This window comes from Candidatus Cybelea sp., assembly GCA_036489315.1.
Classification (GTDB): Bacteria; Vulcanimicrobiota; Vulcanimicrobiia; order Vulcanimicrobiales; family Vulcanimicrobiaceae; genus Cybelea.
The window spans coordinates 77,017-94,709 of record DASXFZ010000021.1 but is presented as its reverse complement, the minus strand read 5'-3'; the positions used below and the strand labels follow the sequence as shown (position 1 = coordinate 94,709).

The window sequence follows — 17,693 nt, the reverse complement described above, 5'->3', positions numbered from 1 at the left end:
TGCGAAAGGAACGGTAGGCAGTGCGCGTCGTTACCGGAATCGCGGCGGTTGCCGTGCTAACAGCCTGCCACGGAGCGGCGAACTCGTTGCCGGAAGCCTCGAACGCGACGTGCCGCCCGCACGCTGCGCCCAGCGCCACGAACATGTTGCAAAGCGCGATCACCTCGCCGCAGGTTGAAACGGCCGCGCGGTTAGGCCTCTGGCCGCGCCGCGGGCCCTCGGTGCGAATTTGCGGCGATGTGGGGCCGGGGTTTGCGCGTTGCCAAGCATGGCTGCGCACCGACGTTCAAGGTGCCGTTCGGCCAAACACTCCGGCCGGCTACGCGCCAAGTGACCTTAAGGCCGCCTACGAACTTACATCGGACAGCCTGAACGACGGCGGCGGCCAAACCGTCGCGATCGTCGACGCCTACGACGATCCGAACGTAGAATCGGATCTCAACGTTTACCGAAAGCAGTTCGGACTGCCGGCCTGTACCGTCTCCAGCGGCTGCTTCACCAAACATCAGTTCACATCGCAGACGAACGTGGGATGGGCGGGGGAAGATTCGGTCGACGTCGAGATGATTTCCGCGATCTGCCCGAACTGCAAGATTCTCTTGGTGGAGGCGGCGTCCGCCAGCATCGCCGATCTCAGCAGTGCCGAACAATACGCAACCGCCAACGCCGATTACGTCAGCAACAGCTGGAGCGGCAACGAGGGCAGCCAAACGTACGATGCCGACTATCGGTCCGACTGCGGAGCGATCGTAGCCTCGACCGGGGACCACTCGTTCAACTCCGTCGCGCAGTGGCCGGCGGTCCTGCCACGCGTCGTCGCCGTCGGCGGGACGAGCCTCACCTCGGTCAGCCCGCGTGTGGAAACCGCTTGGCAGCGTGCCGGGAGCGGCTGCAGCAAGATTTACGCCAAGCCCAGCTTTCAAAGCGCGTTGAACACCGGGTGCGCAATGCGCGCAGACGCCGACATCTCGGCCGATGCAGATCCTCAGACCGGGGTTGCGATCTACGACACCTTCCGGCACCGGGGCTGGCTGGTCTTCGGTGGAACCTCCGTCGCCACGCCGATCGTTGCTTCGATTTTCGCCCTGACGGGGAGCACGCGCACGAACCTTTTGGGAAACCTGTACGCGCACGCTGCGGCTCTGAACGACGTCGTATCGGGGAGCAACGGCGCGTGCGGACCACCCCTATGCGTTGCCGGACGCGGCTGGGATGGTCCCACGGGCCTCGGAACGGCAAACGGGACCCAGGCTTTCTAAGCCCACGTCAGGTTGCCTAGAGCGTCGTCGGGTAGAAGGTATCGATGATGTGCGTGTGCGATCCGGAGAGGATTCTCTTTGGCGCTACGTTTCCGCTCGCGTTGTGGGCAAAGACGATTATCGAGAACTTGAGGTTTGGAATATCGATGACGTTCGTGCCGTAGATACTCCCATTTGCATCCGTACCTAAGGTTGTTAGATCGACGATCGTCGTCTTGTTCCCCTTGATCGTGGCGGCCGGCGAGACATTGCCGTGGGCACCCGCCGCGAATATCTCGATACAGCCCGCGTTGGGAACCATAATGCGGTTGTGCGGGTCGAGCACGACGTCGGATATCCCTAGAAGCTTCGTATGGCTGCCGCCGATCGTCGCGATCGGGGCGACGTTGCCATTCGCTCCGGCGGCAAACTCCTCGACCGGAGCGGTCGAGTCGTGGCCGTTCGCAACGTAGAGATGGCCGCTTGAATCGAACGACATTCCTAAGGGCTGCACGAGTTCGGTCGCGACCCCAGCGATCGTTCGAATTGGAGCGGTATTGCCGCTGGCCCCGGCCGCGAAAACATAGATCGCCTTAGCGGTGTAGTCCGATACGTAAAGCTCGCCGTGAGCGTCCACGGCGAGGCCCTCGGTGTTTTGGATCGGCACGCTCGAGCCTCCAAGGACTTTCGGAGCGACGTTGCCGTTGGAGTTCTTAGGGAAGATCAGAATTCGATGATCGCCATAGTTACCGTTGGCGACGAAGAACGTCCCTGATGCGGAATCGATCGCCAGCGCATCCGGCTGATCCAGGTTCGTCTTCGAACCGCCAACGATCGCCGTTGGCGCAACGTTGCCGTTCGCGGCTAAGGGAAATCCGAGAATCTCGTTGGTTTCGTAGGAGACGACGTAGGTGAGCGAGGCGCTGTCCGGCTGCGGGGACGACGCCGCGGGCGTGGAATCAGGCGCGGTTGCCTGCGGAACGAATGCGCCGGCGTCAGGGCGGTTCGCCGTACAGGCGGCGAGCCCGGCGGTTATCGCGAGGATCGCAAGGCGGCGATGGCAAGGCAGTTGGTTCACGGTAGGGCTCCTCAAAGTGCTACAAGTGCTGTTGGGCACATCGTAGCGATGTGAGCGTCCGCAAACGCCCGCCGGGAGGCCCACCGCGCCAAGCGCCTAGGGACCGCCTACGTCTTCAGGACCTTCAGCACAGCCTCGATCGTACTCCAGTTTCGCGTCGTGACCGGCACGCCAAGCGCCTTGTCGATCCGGCCGAGATATGAAATCGTCTTCATATGGCGCCGGTAGACGCCGAAAATGAATTGCTTTTTCCATCCGACGATGCGCACGTACCAATCGTCGTTCGAAGGGATTCCGAACGGCATCGCGGGCAGCCGTCCCGGCGGCGATCCGAGGACGATGCTGACGAAGCGAACGTGATCCCCATCGACCGGGATTCGCTTGAACGGCGGGCGCGTCTCGAGGGCGAGCAGATCCGTACCCTCGCACAAGACCACTTGCGCGTCGAACGGCAAACGGCGGACGAACTCCGAACGAAATGTTTGCGCCGCGCCAGGGTTGCGAACGACGAACAGGCCCGTCGCGCCGACGTTGACGACGTCGAAGCGCTCTAACTCCTTGGCTAGGAGCGAAGGGCGAAACCTTCGATGTCCACCCACGTTCGCGCCGCGCACGAACGCCACGATTGCCATGCCGTCCCATTTCGGGCTGGGCGCCCTTAATCCGGCGGAGGGTCTTAGCTCGACCCAAGGAACGCCTACGGCAATGGACGATGCTCGAAGACTCGCTGCCGCGCTCAACGCGCTCGTGAAATCGCCGCAGTTCTCGAACACAAAGGTGCGGGGCGCCGCGCGCCAAGAACCGGCCGTCAATTGGCCCGCGACTAAGCAGCTCAACGAAGACTTCAACGCGGAGGTCGACGGATGCGAATCGTTCGTCATGAACGACGGCAGCGTCTGCGTTTGGAAGCCGGGGCAGTTCCGTTACGCGGCCCAAGGCCGGCTCTAACGATGTCGATGAACGCAACCTTCGTGCAGGTGGACAGCGCCGAGCTTTCTCGCTTCGTTGCCGCACCCGAGTTGGTGGAGTCGCTCTTCCAAGAAGATGCGGGCGTGCCCGATGCCTTCAGCAACTTGGCGCAAGCGATGCGGGATCGGATACGGACTATCGGTCCGCAGATGCTCGCCGACACGGCGGCGCGCTTGGGCAAGACCCCGGAGGAGTTAACCGCGGCCCTCGGGAGTGACGATCTTTTGAAACTCTTCGAGGCGCGCGCCGCCGCGCAGCCTCCGAACCCATCGGGCAAACGCGACGTCCTTTCGCTCGACAAGGCGTGGCACGGCGTGCACTACATCCTTTGCGGTGAACCCGAGCCCGGGCCGGCACTCTTGAGCCAGGCGGTTCTTGGCGGCAGCGCGCTCGGTGACGACGACGAAGGCTTCTCCGGTTACGGCCCGGCGCGCTATTTCACCGCGGAACAAGTAGCACAGCTCGCCGAGCAGCTGAGTGTCCCCGGCCTAGAAGCAGAGGCCGCGGGACGCTTCGATGCCGCGCGAATGGAGGAGCTCGATATTTATCCGGGCTGGAAGAGCTCCGACGCAGATTGGGTGACCGACGGCTTTCGGCGCCTCCGCGACTTCTATGCAGACGCGGCGAAAAAGGGGCGCGCGATCCTTACCTGCCTCGTTTAGCGCTCCGCCGGCTACTTGGCCTTGCTTATTGCATTTGCTGCGGGCACCGGGTCGGTTTCGAGATCGCCCGGAAGCGGGATGGGGGATACCGCCGGGCGCACTCGAAATTACAGACGATGATACGCTCCTTGGCTGTCGCAGGTGCAATCGCTCTGACAATCCTTACGCCGGCGATAACGATCGCGGCGCCGCCCACGGTAGTCGTGCCCGTGTACCGCGGAGCGGCTCCGCATCCGCAGGCGCGTTCTGAGGCGGGGCGTGCAACCGAGCGGAGTGTGTATCGGACTCCCGAGATCAATCTGCACCCAAGATCGCTCGAGCCGAATGGTGGAACGCTCTATCCCAGCTGGCGTGGAACATCGGAGCCGAGCCGCAGCTATGTTTTATATCAGCCGCCGCCGTGGCTCCAAGCGGGGTGTCTCGCAAACAACTTCGCCCCGTCGGCCGCACCGGCGAGCGCGTATGCGCCTCCTGCGAACACAACGATCGGATCGCTCGTCGATAACCAATCGAAGGATCTCTTCTCAGCGACGCCTTCGCATCGCGCCAACTTAGCGTCGAGTGCCGGCGCGACGGCGGCGACGAATACGCCGGGGTTCAGTCTGCAGTTTGTGCCGTCGCAGTGCGCACCGGCTAGCTCGATTACGTTCTAGCAAACTCTTTATTATGCGTGCGTTAAGGCGTTAAGGCGCGGCGGGAGCGTTGCCTCCGGCGGCGTAGGGAAGGGGCAGCGAACCTCGACTGAAAGGAGCAGCCCTTGAACCTCAAGCACGTGACGATCCTCGCGATGCTCGCCGGCGCACTCGCAGGATGTCAGGCGATCGCCGCAACGAGCCCTTCGCAGCCGGGGACGAGCGTCGCGCAAAACATTCCAGTCGGAGCGGCAAAAAAGTTTACAACGAAGTACGTCCAGCTCGTTATTTTTGAAAATCAATCCTACGACGAAGTGATCGGCAATCAGCACGCGCCCTATATCACGAGCCTCTCGAAGACGTGGGCGAACATGACGCAGAGCTTTGCGATCACCCACCCCAGCGAACCGAACTACCTTGCGCTCTTTAGCGGTTCGACCCAGGGCGTCAACGGCGATCAGTGCCCCGTCAGCTTCGGCGTCGACAACCTCGGCAGCGAGCTGCTCGCGGCCGGAATCTCGTTCCGCGGTTACGCCGAGAGCATGCCTTCCCTGGGCTTCACGGGATGCCAAGCCGTGCCCGACAAACTCCCGAGCCGCTGGCTGTATATGCGCAAACACGTGCCGTGGCCCGACTTCACCAATCTGCCCGCGTCGGTTAGCTATGTCTACAAGAAGCCGCTGACGAAGGTGCCCGCGCAGTTTGTCTGGATCACGCCGAACATGTGCAACGACATACACGACTGCTCGATCGCGACCAGCGACAAGTGGGCTTCGAAGAATCTGCCCAAGCTGATCGATTGGGATACGGCCAACAACGGACTGCTGATCCTGACCTTCGATGAAAACGACGGCAGCCCGGGCAACCAAATTCCCACGATTCTGATCGGCAACGTCAAGGCGGGACAGTTCAGCCAAACCGTAAACCATTACAGCGTGTTGCGAACGATCGAGGATATCTTCGGTGTCAAAGCGCTCGGATCGGCCGCGTCGGCCTCGCCGATCAAGGGCGTCGTCAAATAGGAGGCTGTCTCGACTAGCATCTCTATGCGAGCGATCCGAATGCGGTCGCTCGCATTTCTTTTTAGCGGGCTCGTCGTAACGACGGCGCTCATCGGCTGCGGTTACGCCAGTACGCGCCACGACGTCGTTTACAACGGGACCTCGCTCGCGATCGACGGCCGGCAGGTGGCGCTGTCAGCGGCGCAGTTCCACTATTGGCAGCTTCCGGCACCCCAGCTTTGGCCGGAGGTTTTCCGCCGCATCAAGGCGGCGGGGTACAACGCCGTCGCGCTCGACCTGTACTGGGGCTACCACTCCGCGCGGCCGGGAACGTACGACTTCAGCGGCGTTCGCGATCTCGACACCCTCTTCGACGAAGCGGCGCGGGCCGGTTTGTATATCGTCGTGCAGTCGGGGCCATACATCGATGCGGGTGCCGATGCGAGCGGGCTTCCGGATTGGATGCTGGCGCGCACGGCCAGCCGCAGCCGGCTGCGCGCGCGCTATCTTCGCGAGTCTCGTGAGTGGTTCGCGCGCATCGATGCGATCGCCGCGCGCCATCAGCTGGCCAACGGTACGGGCAGCGTGATCCTCGACGAGATCGGCGAGCGCGACGCGCCACGTACCGCACGTTTGGAGCGCGTTGTGCGCGAGGACGGAGTCACGGTTCCGTTTGGAACGACGCTATTCGCCGAGGCGTATCGGGGAACTCCCTGGGGATGGACGAGCGCCGGCCCCTCCGACGCTTGGGCGCCCTCGCCCAAACAGGTGGAGTTTCCGGCGATTACCGGCTGGCGCCGGCATTCCGACGAGACGAGATCGAACCCTCGTTCAACGATCAGGCGTGGCCGCCGTTGCTGGTCTCGCGACCGTTCGATCGCGACGACCTGCAAAACGGCTTGCCGGTAAGCGGAAATTTCTTCGGTGTCGACGATTACGGGTTCCATCACGGCGCCGTCTGGTATCGCGGGCACTTTACTGCGACCGGCACCGAGCGCGCGTTCGTCGTTGACGCGATCGCCGGACGCGGCGGCGCGTGCGGTGCGTGGCTCAACGGCGCGTCTCTCGGAAGCGCAGCGGCCGATATCGACGGGTTGATTCGCGTTTCGCTGCCGGTCGAACCCACGATGCTGCGGCGCGGCAAAGCAAACGCGATCGCGGTGCTCTTCGAGAACGCGCCGCACGACGAAGACTTTAACCGCGACAGCACGCGCGTGCCGCCGCGCGGTATCTTGCGCGCGCGGCTCGTCGGCGGCGCGGGGAGGATCGCCTGGCGAATTCTCGGCAATGGCGAGTTTAACAGCGACCCCGTGCGCGGACCGCTCGATGCGGGCGGACTTGCCGGCGAGATCGCCGGATGGCAGGATCCGGCATTCGACGATCGTTCGTGGGCAAAGGCGACGCTGCCGGCGCGCGCCGGCCGCGCGGGCGTCACGTGGTATCGCGTACGGGTGCCGCTCGACGTCACCCTCCCAGGCGACACGTTCGCGGCGGTGCGGGTCGACGACGCCCCCCGCGCCGACTATCGCGCCTCCATCTTCGTCAACGGCTGGCTGGTGGCGCACTACGCAAGCAGCACCAGGCGGTCCCACACCTTCCCGCTACCGACCGGTATCGTCGATCCACACGCCGAGAACACGATCGCAATCGCGCTCTGGAGCCTCGACGACGCCGGCAGCCTCGGGCGCGTTGCGCTGACAACCGTCCGCGCGTTTGTCGATCCCCGGTCGCCGATTCCGGACGTGCCGGAGGTGCGGGCGCTCAACGGAGTCGCACGGCTGCAGCTGGCCGTGGCCAGCGACGCGACCAATCCCGCGCCGCACTTCGTCTACCGGGGCGCCGGCGCCGCGCCGACGATCCGCGTACGCCCCGGCGACACGATCGAGATCGCGCTGCGCAACCAGCTGCCGCGTTCGACCAGCACGGCGAATAACGTCAACCTGCACTTTCACGGCCTCAACGTGGCGCCCGCGCCGCCGGGCGACGATGTCATGACGACCCTCGCCCCGCCCGGGACCTTGCTGCGCTACCGCGTGCGCGTACCGGTTACGCAGCCGCCGGGACTCTACTGGTATCATCCGCACGCACATGGTGAAACGTATTGGCAGGTAACCAGCGGCATGGCGGGCGCGATCGTCGTGGCGGGGTTGCGCGAACGAGTACCGTTGCTGCAAGCAACGCGCGAACGAACGATTATCGTGCGCGACGTCCAGAGGGTCCCGAACATCATGGCGATCCCCTGGTACGCGCGCAAGATGACGCCGCGCTTGGCTCACGCGGTCGATGCCGACGACAACCCTGGGCCGAACGCGTCGTGCCTCCCCGAGCCAGGCCTGCACCTGACGCTCAATGGACTTTCCCAGCCGCAGATTGCGCTCGCGGACGGCGAACGGCAGCTCTTTCGCGTACTCAATGCGTCTGCGAGCCGTATCCTGGATCTCGCGGTCGACAACGAGCAAATCGGCGTTGTGGCGATCGACGGTTATCCGATCGCTTCGTATCCGGGGAATCCAACGATTCTGTGGATGCCGCACGTCGTCGTACCGCCGGGAGGACGCGCCGAGTTCGTCGTTACCGGCTTAAAGCTGCCGACGCTGCTGCGGACACGCTGTTACGAGAGCGGCGCCGGCGGGGACCGCGATCCGCAAGCGGTGCTCGCGGCGATTTCCAGCCAGGACTCGGATGCCGGCGGCGCTGCGCCCAACGATGCGCCGGAGCCGCCGGAAAAAGCTGCTTCAATAGCGGCGCCCCCGGCAAGACTGCGCCGCACGATCGTATTGACGGAGGACGCGGATGGCTTTTACATCGATGGCCGCGCGTTCCGGATGAACGCACCGGCCGCCGTCGTCGTACGCGCGGGTACGGTCGAGGAGTGGACGCTGCGCAACAAAACCGACGAGGTGCACGACATCCACATCCACCAGGTGCACTTCCTCGTCGAATCGATCGGCGGGAAGAGCGTTTACCCGCGTCTGTGGCGCGACACCGTGCTCGTACCGGTCCAAACGCGCGATGGGGTCAAAACCACGCCCGGCATCGCGCGCATTCTCGTCGACTTTCGCAACCCGGCGATTCGCGGCACGTTCGTCTTCCACTGCCACATGCTCGATCACGAAGACGGGGGCATGATGGCGAAGATCAAAGCGATTTGATGACAATCGAAGCAATCTAGATAGGATGCTCGCTTCGCCGAATGAAGAATCATCGCCGGAGGAGCATGGAAAACTCGCGCTTACAGGCCTTCGCAGCGATCGCGCTCGCCCTCGCCGCCGGGTGCGCGGCAGTGCGCCTCGCACCGCCGCTGCCGCTCGGTTCGGCGAATAAAGGGAGTACCGGCCTACGAGTGGGCTCGGCGCTGCTTCGTCGCTGTCTCGGTGGCGACTACCAGTGCGGGACGGTACAGGTCGATCTCGATCCGGCCGGTCGCGTCCCGGGCAAGATCAACATCGCCTTCGCGTGGCTGCCGCATTCGAATCGCTCCGCACGGTCCGGCGGCACGATCGTCGCCGTCGAAGGCGGTCCCGGCTATCCTTCGATCGGCTCCCGGTCACTGTACCGCGAGCTTTACGCGCCGCTGCTCCTCACGCGCGACTTGCTTCTCGTCGACAACCGCGGAACGGGTCGATCTGAGGCGATCGTCTGCCAACCGCTGCAACGCGTGCACCTCATGCAGCTGCGAAATGTTACCCGGTGCGGGCAGCAGCTCGGGCGCACCTCGGACCTGTATGGAACGGCAATCGCAGCCGACGATATGGCAACCATCCTGTCAACGCTGCGCATACGCAAGGTCGACCTTTACGGCGACTCATACGGTTCGTTTTTCGTCCAAGCCTTCGCGGGGCGGCATCCCGATCGCGTTCGCTCGATTGTGCTCGACGGCGCTTATCAGGTGACGGGCGGCAGCCCATGGTATCCCAGCACCGCCCGCGAGCTGCGAAGTGCCTTTAACGCAGCGTGTACTCGCTCACCAGTCTGCGCGGATTTGCGCGGCTCGTCAATCGATCGGATCGAAAGCCTGCTCGCACAGCTCCGCACCAATCGCGGCCGCATTACCCCGACGAATATTGCGTTCGTCATGGATAGCGCCGGGCTCGATCCGCTCGCGTATCGAGATCTCGACGCCGCAGCGCGCGCGTACGTAAACGCGCACGACACGCTGCCGCTCGAGCGGCTCGTCGCCGAGGCCTACGCCGAGGAAGAGGGCGCCGGCGGCCGAGCACGAGGCTACAGCCAAGGGCTCTTCGCCGCAGCGAGCTGCGCGGACAATCCGCAGGCCTACGACATGCGCCTGCAGCCGCCGGAGCGCGTCGCCGCTTGGCATCGGGCGCTCGAACGGAAACGCAAGAGCGATCCCGCGCTCTACGCTCCATTTTCTGTCGACGAATATCTCGGCATACCGATCGACTACGCGTACCTGCAGCTCTGCACCACGTGGCCGGTCGCCTCAAAGCAGCACCCGGCCGGTCAGCCGGTACCGCCCAATGCGCGCTTTCCAAACGTGCCGGTCCTCGTGCTTAACGGCGATCTCGATACGATCACCACGCCGGAGGAAGGCGCGCGTGCGGCGGCGCTCTTCGCGCGGGCGACGCACGTGATCGTCGCCAACACCGGACACGTTACGGCGCTCGACGACTTCTACGGCTGTGCGGCCGGCATCGTTCGCCGCTTCGGGCAAACCGGAAAGGTCGCCGCGCAGTGCGCCGCGCGCGTCCCCGCACTCCATCTCGTTCCGGCATTCTCTCGCACGCTCGATGAAGTCCATCCGGCCAGTCCATCGCACGGGAATCGCGCCCCCACACGAGAGTTGCGCGCAGCTGCGGCCGCGCTGCTTGCCGCTGCCGACGTTCTCGCGCGCTCGTACGAGTTCGGACTCACCTCGGGCTCGGGTTTGCGCGGCGGGTCGTACGCAGCGACTCCAAAGAATGCCACGGACCGGGCGATGCTTTCCAGCATTGGGTGGACCAAGGATCTGGCCGTTTCCGGCGCGGCCGACTTCGACGCGCGCGACGCAATGGCGCACGCTCATCTAACGGTATCAGGTGCTGCGGCCGGCAACCTCGACGCCGCATGGCCGACGGCCGGCAGCAGCGCCGCTGCGCGGGTCGACGGAACGATCGACGGCTATCACCTGGAAGCGACGATGCCCGCCCCCTAGTCACAAGACGAACGCGTCGTTTCAGGGCGTGGCGGCGCGAACATCGCGCCATGCATGTCGTATCGTAAGAGGTTCGGGAGCTTAGCGCAGCCGTAGAGCATTACCCCGCCAGTTCGCCGAGGTTCCCTTGCTAATGGTCACACCGAAGAGCTCGCCGAAGCCCGAAATCTTTTTGATCGGTTCGCTCCCGTGAGGATAACGCCAAATGCCGACCGTATTGCTCGTGACAACCGGCACAACGATTCTTCTGCCTTGAATCCAAAAGCCGCCGGTGCGTTCCCCAACCAAATTGAGATCTATCATTTTTATAACCTGTCCGGTGGCGCGGTCCACGCGATAAACGTAACCTGACTCTCCGTCGGCTACGGTAAGGTCGCGGCCATCCCACTGCACGCCGCCCGGCGCCGCGACCGGTACACTCAGCGTGATGTTGGACAACGACCCTTTCCCTTTACGCAGCGCCGCGAAGACGAAATTCGAAGACGGCCCTATCCCATCAACGAACAGGTCGCCCTTAGGATCGTATCCGCAGAACCACGCTTTGGCCATCGATGGATCCGTGTACGCCGCCGGCGAACCGCTCGCGTTGGGAAATACCAACACGTGACCCGAGAGACTCGTCACCGCCAAATCGCCGGTCGCCGGGCTGATGGAACAGTCGATCGGAAATTCGCCGGGGACGGAAAGCCGATTAAACGGCGTACTGCCGCCATGTGCGAACTCAAAGATTGCGCCGGCGCTCCCTGCGGTTATCCAGACGTTTTGGTTGCGATCCGTGCACATGCCGGCCGGCGTGCTCTCAAAGCCGGTCAGCACCCCGACCTTCCGTAACGAAGGATACGAATACAGATCGACGACGTCGGTCTCCTGATCGGAAACGTAGAGCAAGTCGCCTCCCCTTTCCCCCGGGAGTGCCGGCGACGCGCCGCCCATTGCCGGTCTCGGAAGGGAGTCCATTGCTGGGGCTTGCCCTTGCGCGCAGGCCGCGAGCATGACCACAATGCAAAAACTCAGGGCTTTCATTTAGGCCCTCCTCACCCGCGCAATCATTGCGCCAGGCAGTGCGAACCTCCTCGCCGCCCGAAGTCAGCTTGCGCGCACTCAAACGCTCCGCGGCGTTGGGGAGGCCCTGAGGGTTTTGTTTCAGCCCCTAAGGGAAAGACGCGGTAAAGCCTCATGCATAGGCGTCGGCCCCAATCGCATCGAGTGCCTCGATTAGCGGCCCGGCTCCACGTATAGCCAGGACTTCAATCGGCCGCGCATCGTTGAGAAAGGGCTCGTGCCCCACGAGCCACTGGGTCGCGACCCCGGGAGTAAAGACTTGGAACGCTCGCACCAGCACCGCATGTACATCGAGTATGCGGAACGACATTTCCGCGCTGATCTTTACCCCGCCGTTCCATCGTGGCAGCATTGCTGCGTCGACGTCGAGCAGCCCGGCCAACGCGTTATGGCCGTAGGCTTCGATCAGTCGCGAAAGCAGTGGGCGAACATCGCTTAGCGCTTGCGGATCTTTCGGCTTTGCAAGGGGATCGATCAAGGGGGTCCATCGCCGCCCGCCCATGCGATTATCGTAGCCGATGCTAGGACTTCAGTCAACGGATTTCGTTCACTAACACGTCCTTCGACAATCCTTCGACAAGCGCAGGATGACACGAGCACGGTCAGGGTGACGCGGGTTTACGCTGTGCTTCGTAAATCGAAAGCTGCGCAAACGCCGCAGAGAGCAGCGGGAGCTTCAGCCCCGCCGCCTCACCCCGCCGGCACATATCTCCCAGTATCGCGTCCGCCTCGAGGGCCGCGCCTTTCTGCAAGTCGCGATACATCGATGACGCGAGCGGCGAGCCCGCCTCCGTTAGCGTTGCGCGGCTGCTTTCGATCGCCTCGGGCCGCGGCGCGAACCCGGATGCGGTCGCGACCGCGACGCACTCGCCGTGCATGGTCAGCGCTAGCTGGCGGCCGCCCGGCGCCGCCGTAATCTCGCCGATCGTCCCGCGCAGTAGGCACGTGATGCCGCCGAGCGCGGCGATAAACACAAACTTCTCCCACATCTCGAGCAGAATATCGGAAGAGACGCGCGCGTCGAAGCCGGCGCCTTGTAGCGTACGATCGACTTGCTCGATCCGCTCCGAGTGCGAGCCGTCAAGCTCGCCGTAGACGAGCTTCTGTGTTCCGGTCAGCTGCACGATTCGCCCCTGCGCGTCGAGCGTGGTCGCGACGATGCAAACGCCGCCCAGCACGTGCGCTTCGCCGAACTTCGCTTTGAGCTCGTCCAGATGACGCATGCCGTTGAGCGTCGGCAAAATCAGCGTATCGGCACCAACCGCCGGCGCGATATCTTCGAGCGCGCCTTGAAGCGCATAGTTTTTGACCGTCAGGAGCACCAAATCGTATGGCTGGGAAAGCTCATCGCGGGTGACGACCTTGGGGTGTAGCGTCGCGTTGCCGTTGGGGCTGACGATCTCGAGGCCGCGCTCGCGTAGCTGCGCCGCGCGCTGCGGCCGCGCGAAAAACGTTACGTCGCGCCCCGCTTGCTCCAGACGGCCGCCGAAGTATCCACCGACGGCACCGGCGCCGACTACGAGCAGTCGCATTTTACACCGTGATTTCGTAGACGAAGGTCGGCGCGTCGAGGCTGTCGAGGCGCTGGCCGTCGACTTCAGCTTGCGGATACATTAGGAAAGCAACCGTGTCGCCGGTCGAGCCGGGAAGCGCGATGTCGTGGCCGTCGTTGTAGACCATGTAGTTGCCCTCCCACGATCCGAAGAGCAGGCGCCGGGCTTCGACGACCTTTGGGTCGCTCATGCTCAGGCTGCCCGGCGGCTCTTCGAGCACGACTTTGCGTACGTCCGCGGGATCGAGCGGTATCCAGCCGTAGCCGTTCACGAATGCTTCGGCGCGGCAGTGCTGCGCTTTGGTAATCGTCGTGCCATTCGCGCCGAGCGCCTTATAACCGAGTTCCGACGGCGCAACGCGAATGCCGTACAGATCGCGCGCCGGAATGCCGGACGCGCGCGCCAGGCCGACGGCTAAGCCGTTGATGTCGGCGCATTTTCCGGTGAAGTCGCCGCTCTCGAGCAAGAACGAGATATTACCGAGCCCGCAGCCACGCGTCTTGGGATTGCGCGACGTGTTCGCGACGATCCATTCGTAAATCTTGCGCAGTTTCTCGAGATCGCTCGTCGCACCGGCCGTCGCGGTGTCGGCGGTGCGTTTGACGATGCCATCGGTCGGAATGTACTTCGAGGGCGCGGTGTAGAGCGCGATCTCCGCTGCCGATAGCGTAACGTTGCGATCCGGCTTGGAGAGATCGACGCCGAGATTGCGCGTCGTAACGTGGGAGACGACGGTCAGATCGCCGCCGCCGTGCGTGCCTTTCGGCCACTGCGCGTAAACCATCTGCGTACCCCAGCTCGGGTCGGTGACGATCGCAACCTCGCCGGCGTTGCCGCGCCACGTGCTCGGCCCGGGCCGCATCCAGCTCGCTTCCTTAAACGAAGGAATTGGAACCCACGCCTTCGCGTTGCTGCCCTTGGGCAGTGTTATCACCGTCGTAACTTCGTACGAACGCCACGGGCCCGGTTCGATCTCGGGCGCGGCCGCGCGGGCGGAGCGCGCCATCAGGGGCGCAAGCGAGAGGGCCGCAGAGGCGAAGACGAATCCCTTTCGTTTCATAGCCTTCGCAAAAACGTGGATAGGGCGGCTTTGGTTTCACGGTTCATGGACCGCAGAGGCGCTGACCGGAGGGTTCGGGCGCGACGGCGTCGACGCTTCTAACTAAAAGGAGCGTCATGCCGTCGATAGCCCAAAACGTCGAGATCCTGCCGTTCGATGAAGCACGCGATTCCTGCGAAGGGGTGACCCGCTTGCTGCACGCGGCCTACCGCGGGCTGGCCGAGATGGGGCTCAACTACGTCGCAGCGACGCAGGATGCGAAAACGACGCGCGGGCGCATCGCGGCCGCGACGGCCTGCTGGGTGGCGCGCCGAGCGGGCAGCACCGTCGGCACGATCTGCTACTACGCCGAGTGTCCTTCCGCACATCATCCCGACTGGTACCGGCGAGGCGACGTGGGTTTCTTCGGCCAGTTCGGCGTCGAACCGTCGCTGCAGGGTTCCGGCATAGGCTCGCGGCTGCTCGCGGCAGCCGAAGCCCGCGCGATCGCCGGTGCGAAGAACGAATTTGCGTGCGATACCGCGGAGCCCGCGCAACAGCTCGTCGCGTACTATTTGCGGCACGGCTTTCGCATCGTTGCGCGGCATCGCTGGCCGCACGCCGTCTACGACAGTTTAATTCTGAGCAAACGGATCGGGCTCACGATCCGCCGCGCTACGAACGCAGATGCTTCGGAGATCCTACGGATCGCGCACTCGATGCCGTGGACGCAAGACGAGTATCTGCAGCATCAGCTCGCGGCGGGCTGCGTCGACGCCGCGTGCGACGCCAATCGCATCGTCGGCTTCGTCACGTGGAATCGCCAGTTCTTCGCGCGGCCGTTCGTGTGGTTGTGCGTAGTCGATCCGAAATACCGGCGCAGCGGCGTCGGGTCGCTGCTGTTCGCACACGTCGAGCGCGCCTGCGAAGGCGACCGCCTCTATTCATCGGCGAATCGCAGTCGAGCAGGGATGCACGGCTTCTTCGAACGGCGCGGCTACGTTCGCGCGGGAGAGGTCGACCTCGACCCGGGCGACCCGGAGGTTTTCTACTTCATCGACTTGTGATACGCGATCGCTAGAGAATCAGGTGCACGTCGCCGAACTCGTGGTAGAAGTACCCGTGTTCGCCGGCCTGGGAATAGGCCGACTCGAGCAATTCCGCGTCGGCGAAGGCCCGCAGCATATCGAGATGCGTCGCGCTGGGGCCGTGAAAGCCTGAGAGCAGCGCATCGACCGCCCGCGGACGGTACGCGGCGTCGATGAAGAGCTCCGTCCAGCCCGCAGAAGCGATCACGCCCTCTTTCGTCGCCGCGCTCTCCAGTGCACGGACGACCGTCGTTCCGACGGCGACAACCCGTCGTCCCTCGCGTCGTGCGGAATTCACACGCGTCGCCGTTTCGACGGGAACGATGAAGCGCTCCGTTCCCGGCCGCTCCGGCGCTTCGAAGCTTGCGATGCCGCAGTGCAGCGTAACGGTCGCGAACTCGACGCCGCGATCGCGCAGCCGGGCGACAACGCTCGGCGTGAAGGGCCGAGCGGCCGACGGCATCTCCGAAGACCCGGCGTTACGCGCAAAGAGCGTCTGGTAGTCGGCAAGCGGAAAGCGCCGATTGAGATACGCATAGGTAATCGGGGCGCCGAACTTACCGAGGTGTCGCTCCATCGGTGCGTCGAGCGCGAACGTCGCGTACCACAAGCGCGGGCGCTGCGGCTCGACCGGCGCGAGCATCGTCCCCGTCGCTCCGCCTGCAAGCGCGAGCACTTCACCGGCGACGACCGCGGCGCGCGGCTCCACCATCCACAGACGCGCGTCGATCTTCGTGCTGACGTGCAGCGGAACGGCGCTGCCGTCGGGCCGGTGCGCCAGGAGCGCCGCCGGCAGCGTCGCCGAATCGTTGACGACCAGAAGATCGCCCGCGCGTAGCAGCGACGGCAAATCGTAGAACCGCGCGTGCGATTGCGAGCCGTTACGGCGATCGGTAACGAGCAGCTTTACCGCATCGCGCGCGACGCCGCGATACTCCGGCGGCTCGGTCGCCTCGACCAGGCCGCCCGCAAGTGCCGCCGCAGCGGTCACGCGGGTACCAGATCCGAAGCGCGAACCCGGGCGTAGCCGCCCTCCATCCCAGCGACGGCGCGCAGGAGCGCGCGGGCGGAGTCGGCGGGATCGCGCAGTTCGTTTGGGTCGGCGTGAGGAATCGCGGCGCGGTGCATCGCGGTATTCATATCGCCGGGATCGAAGACGAGCACGCGCGTCGAGCGTCCCTTGAGTTCGACCGCGAGCACGCCCGAGACGTGTTCGAGAGCGGCCTTCGTAGCGCCATAGCCACCCCAGGTGGGGTAGGCTTCCACGCCGGCATCCGATGTCACGTTCACGATCGTGCTCAGTTCCGATCTAACCATCAGTTTGAGCGCGTGCTGCATCAGATGAATCGGCGCAAACACGTTGACCTCGAAAAGCGAGTCGAAGCTGCGGCGGTCGAGCCGGTCAATCTCGGGAAGCGGCGTCTTCCCGAGCGTTGACGCGTTATTCACGAGGAGGTCGAGCCGGCCATAGCGTTCGGCCGCCGCGATCATTGCGTGCACGTGATCGGAATCGGCCACGTCGCCGGCGATTGCGACGATTTCGCCGAACTCCGCCAGCTCCCGACGCGTCGCCTCGAGCTCGACCGGATCGCGCGCGTCGGCGATGACGCGCAGCCCTTTGACGAGCAGTTCGTGAGCGAGCGCCTTGCCCAACCCGCGCGAGCCGCCGGTGACGATCGCCACTTGTCCTGATTGAAACCATTCCATAACGAGGAAGAGTCTACAACCTAAAGTATAGTTGAGGTCAAGAGATGGAATACCTTACCGTCGGTGAAATTGCCAAACGCAGCGGCTTGCCGGTTTCCACCATTCACTTTTGGGAACGCAAAGGGTTGATCCGCAGCACCCGCAGCGACGGCAACCAGCGTCGGTTCGCCCGCGCCGAGTTGCGCCGCCTGGCAGTCGTCAAGATCGGCCAGCGCGCCGGCATTCCACTCGCGGAGATCCGCGACGTGCTCGATACGCTGCCGGCCGATCGCGCGGTCTCCGTGCGCAGCTGGTCCGCACTTTCGAAACACTGGAAGCAGAGCCTCGATGACCGGATCGAACGCTTGACCGCGCTGCGCGATCGGCTCGGACAATGCATCGGCTGCGGCTGCCTCTCGCTCAACAAATGCCGGCTGCAGAACCCGTACGACGAGCTCGCCGAAGAGGGTCCCGGCGCGCGCCTTCTCAATTTCGAAGAGTAGCGCCGTTCCCCCGGAAACCCAACCTGG

At 64.2% G+C, this 17,693-nt stretch carries 18 protein-coding genes; 10 read left to right on the top strand and 8 right to left on the bottom strand.

Annotated elements, in window-relative coordinates; translation table 11 throughout:
- Positions 1-20 precede the first annotated feature (20 nt).
- A complete protein-coding gene (locus VGG51_05340; protein ID HEY1882447.1) occupies positions 21-1,259 on the top strand; it encodes a S8 family serine peptidase in 1,239 nt (412 codons plus the stop codon).
- Positions 1,260-1,275: 16 nt separating this feature from the next.
- On the opposite strand, the gene VGG51_05335 is transcribed toward VGG51_05340, so the two are convergent.
- Positions 1,276-2,316 carry a hypothetical protein gene (locus VGG51_05335; protein HEY1882446.1) on the bottom strand — a complete coding sequence of 347 codons (1,041 nt, stop codon included), beginning with the start codon at positions 2,314-2,316 and terminating at the stop codon, positions 1,276-1,278.
- A gap of 107 nt (positions 2,317-2,423) precedes the next feature.
- Positions 2,424-2,948: a hypothetical protein gene (locus VGG51_05330; GenBank protein ID HEY1882445.1), complete on the bottom strand. Its 525-nt coding sequence runs from the start codon at positions 2,946-2,948 to the stop codon at positions 2,424-2,426.
- Positions 2,949-3,021: 73 nt separating this feature from the next.
- On the opposite strand from VGG51_05330, the gene VGG51_05325 reads away from it, so the two are divergent.
- From VGG51_05325 to VGG51_05295, 7 genes are all read left to right on the top strand, one after another.
- Positions 3,022-3,264 carry a hypothetical protein gene (locus VGG51_05325; protein ID HEY1882444.1) on the top strand — a complete coding sequence of 81 codons (243 nt, stop codon included), beginning with the start codon at positions 3,022-3,024 and terminating at the stop codon, positions 3,262-3,264.
- An 8-nt stretch (positions 3,265-3,272) separates the two neighbouring features.
- Positions 3,273-3,947 (top strand): YfbM family protein, encoded by a 675-nt coding sequence (locus tag VGG51_05320; protein ID HEY1882443.1) that lies wholly within the window; start codon positions 3,273-3,275, stop codon positions 3,945-3,947.
- Positions 3,948-4,075: 128 nt separating this feature from the next.
- A complete protein-coding gene (locus tag VGG51_05315; protein HEY1882442.1) occupies positions 4,076-4,600 on the top strand; it encodes a hypothetical protein in 525 nt (174 codons plus the stop codon).
- Positions 4,601-4,704: 104 nt separating this feature from the next.
- Positions 4,705-5,601, top strand: a complete 897-nt coding sequence (locus tag VGG51_05310) for an alkaline phosphatase family protein (protein HEY1882441.1) — start codon at positions 4,705-4,707, stop codon at positions 5,599-5,601.
- 39 nt (positions 5,602-5,640) lie between these two features.
- Positions 5,641-6,489: a beta-galactosidase gene (locus tag VGG51_05305; protein ID HEY1882440.1), complete on the top strand. Its 849-nt coding sequence runs from the start codon at positions 5,641-5,643 to the stop codon at positions 6,487-6,489.
- Entirely contained in the window at positions 6,435-8,732 is a 2,298-nt protein-coding gene (locus VGG51_05300) for a beta galactosidase jelly roll domain-containing protein (protein HEY1882439.1), read from the top strand. The genes VGG51_05305 and VGG51_05300 overlap by 55 nt, the downstream gene beginning before the upstream one ends.
- A 65-nt stretch (positions 8,733-8,797) precedes the next feature.
- Positions 8,798-10,735, top strand: coding sequence for an alpha/beta fold hydrolase (locus VGG51_05295; protein HEY1882438.1), 1,938 nt, complete (start codon positions 8,798-8,800; stop codon positions 10,733-10,735).
- An 81-nt stretch (positions 10,736-10,816) separates the two neighbouring features.
- Here VGG51_05295 and VGG51_05290 read toward each other — a convergent pair whose 3' ends face one another.
- The 4 genes from VGG51_05290 to VGG51_05275 all read right to left on the bottom strand — a co-directional run bounded on the left by VGG51_05290 (position 10,817) and on the right by VGG51_05275 (position 14,410).
- A complete protein-coding gene (locus tag VGG51_05290; GenBank protein HEY1882437.1) occupies positions 10,817-11,623 on the bottom strand; it encodes a hypothetical protein in 807 nt (268 codons plus the stop codon).
- A 286-nt stretch (positions 11,624-11,909) separates the two neighbouring features.
- Positions 11,910-12,275 carry a hypothetical protein gene (locus VGG51_05285; GenBank protein ID HEY1882436.1) on the bottom strand — a complete coding sequence of 122 codons (366 nt, stop codon included), beginning with the start codon at positions 12,273-12,275 and terminating at the stop codon, positions 11,910-11,912.
- Positions 12,276-12,399: 124 nt separating this feature from the next.
- Positions 12,400-13,329: a 2-dehydropantoate 2-reductase gene (gene panE / locus VGG51_05280; protein HEY1882435.1), complete on the bottom strand. Its 930-nt coding sequence runs from the start codon at positions 13,327-13,329 to the stop codon at positions 12,400-12,402.
- A gap of 1 nt (position 13,330) precedes the next feature.
- Positions 13,331-14,410, bottom strand: coding sequence for a transglutaminase-like domain-containing protein (locus VGG51_05275; GenBank protein ID HEY1882434.1), 1,080 nt, complete (start codon positions 14,408-14,410; stop codon positions 13,331-13,333).
- Between the two features lie 116 nt (positions 14,411-14,526).
- Here VGG51_05275 and VGG51_05270 point away from each other — a divergent pair, with 116 nt between their 5' ends.
- Entirely contained in the window at positions 14,527-15,456 is a 930-nt protein-coding gene (locus tag VGG51_05270) for a GNAT family N-acetyltransferase (protein HEY1882433.1), read from the top strand.
- 10 nt (positions 15,457-15,466) lie between these two features.
- Here VGG51_05270 and VGG51_05265 read toward each other — a convergent pair whose 3' ends face one another.
- Both VGG51_05265 and VGG51_05260 read right to left on the bottom strand, forming a co-directional pair.
- Positions 15,467-16,468 (bottom strand): S-adenosylmethionine:tRNA ribosyltransferase-isomerase, encoded by a 1,002-nt coding sequence (locus tag VGG51_05265; protein ID HEY1882432.1) that lies wholly within the window; start codon positions 16,466-16,468, stop codon positions 15,467-15,469.
- On the bottom strand, positions 16,465-17,184 hold the full coding sequence (locus tag VGG51_05260; protein HEY1882431.1) for an SDR family oxidoreductase: 720 nt from the start codon (positions 17,182-17,184) through the stop codon (positions 16,465-16,467). Before VGG51_05260 ends, VGG51_05265 begins: the two co-directional genes overlap by 4 nt.
- 44 nt (positions 17,185-17,228) lie before the next feature.
- Here VGG51_05260 and soxR point away from each other — a divergent pair, with 44 nt between their 5' ends.
- A complete protein-coding gene (gene soxR / locus VGG51_05255; GenBank protein ID HEY1882430.1) occupies positions 17,229-17,666 on the top strand; it encodes a redox-sensitive transcriptional activator SoxR in 438 nt (145 codons plus the stop codon).
- Positions 17,667-17,693: the final 27 nt, after the last annotated feature.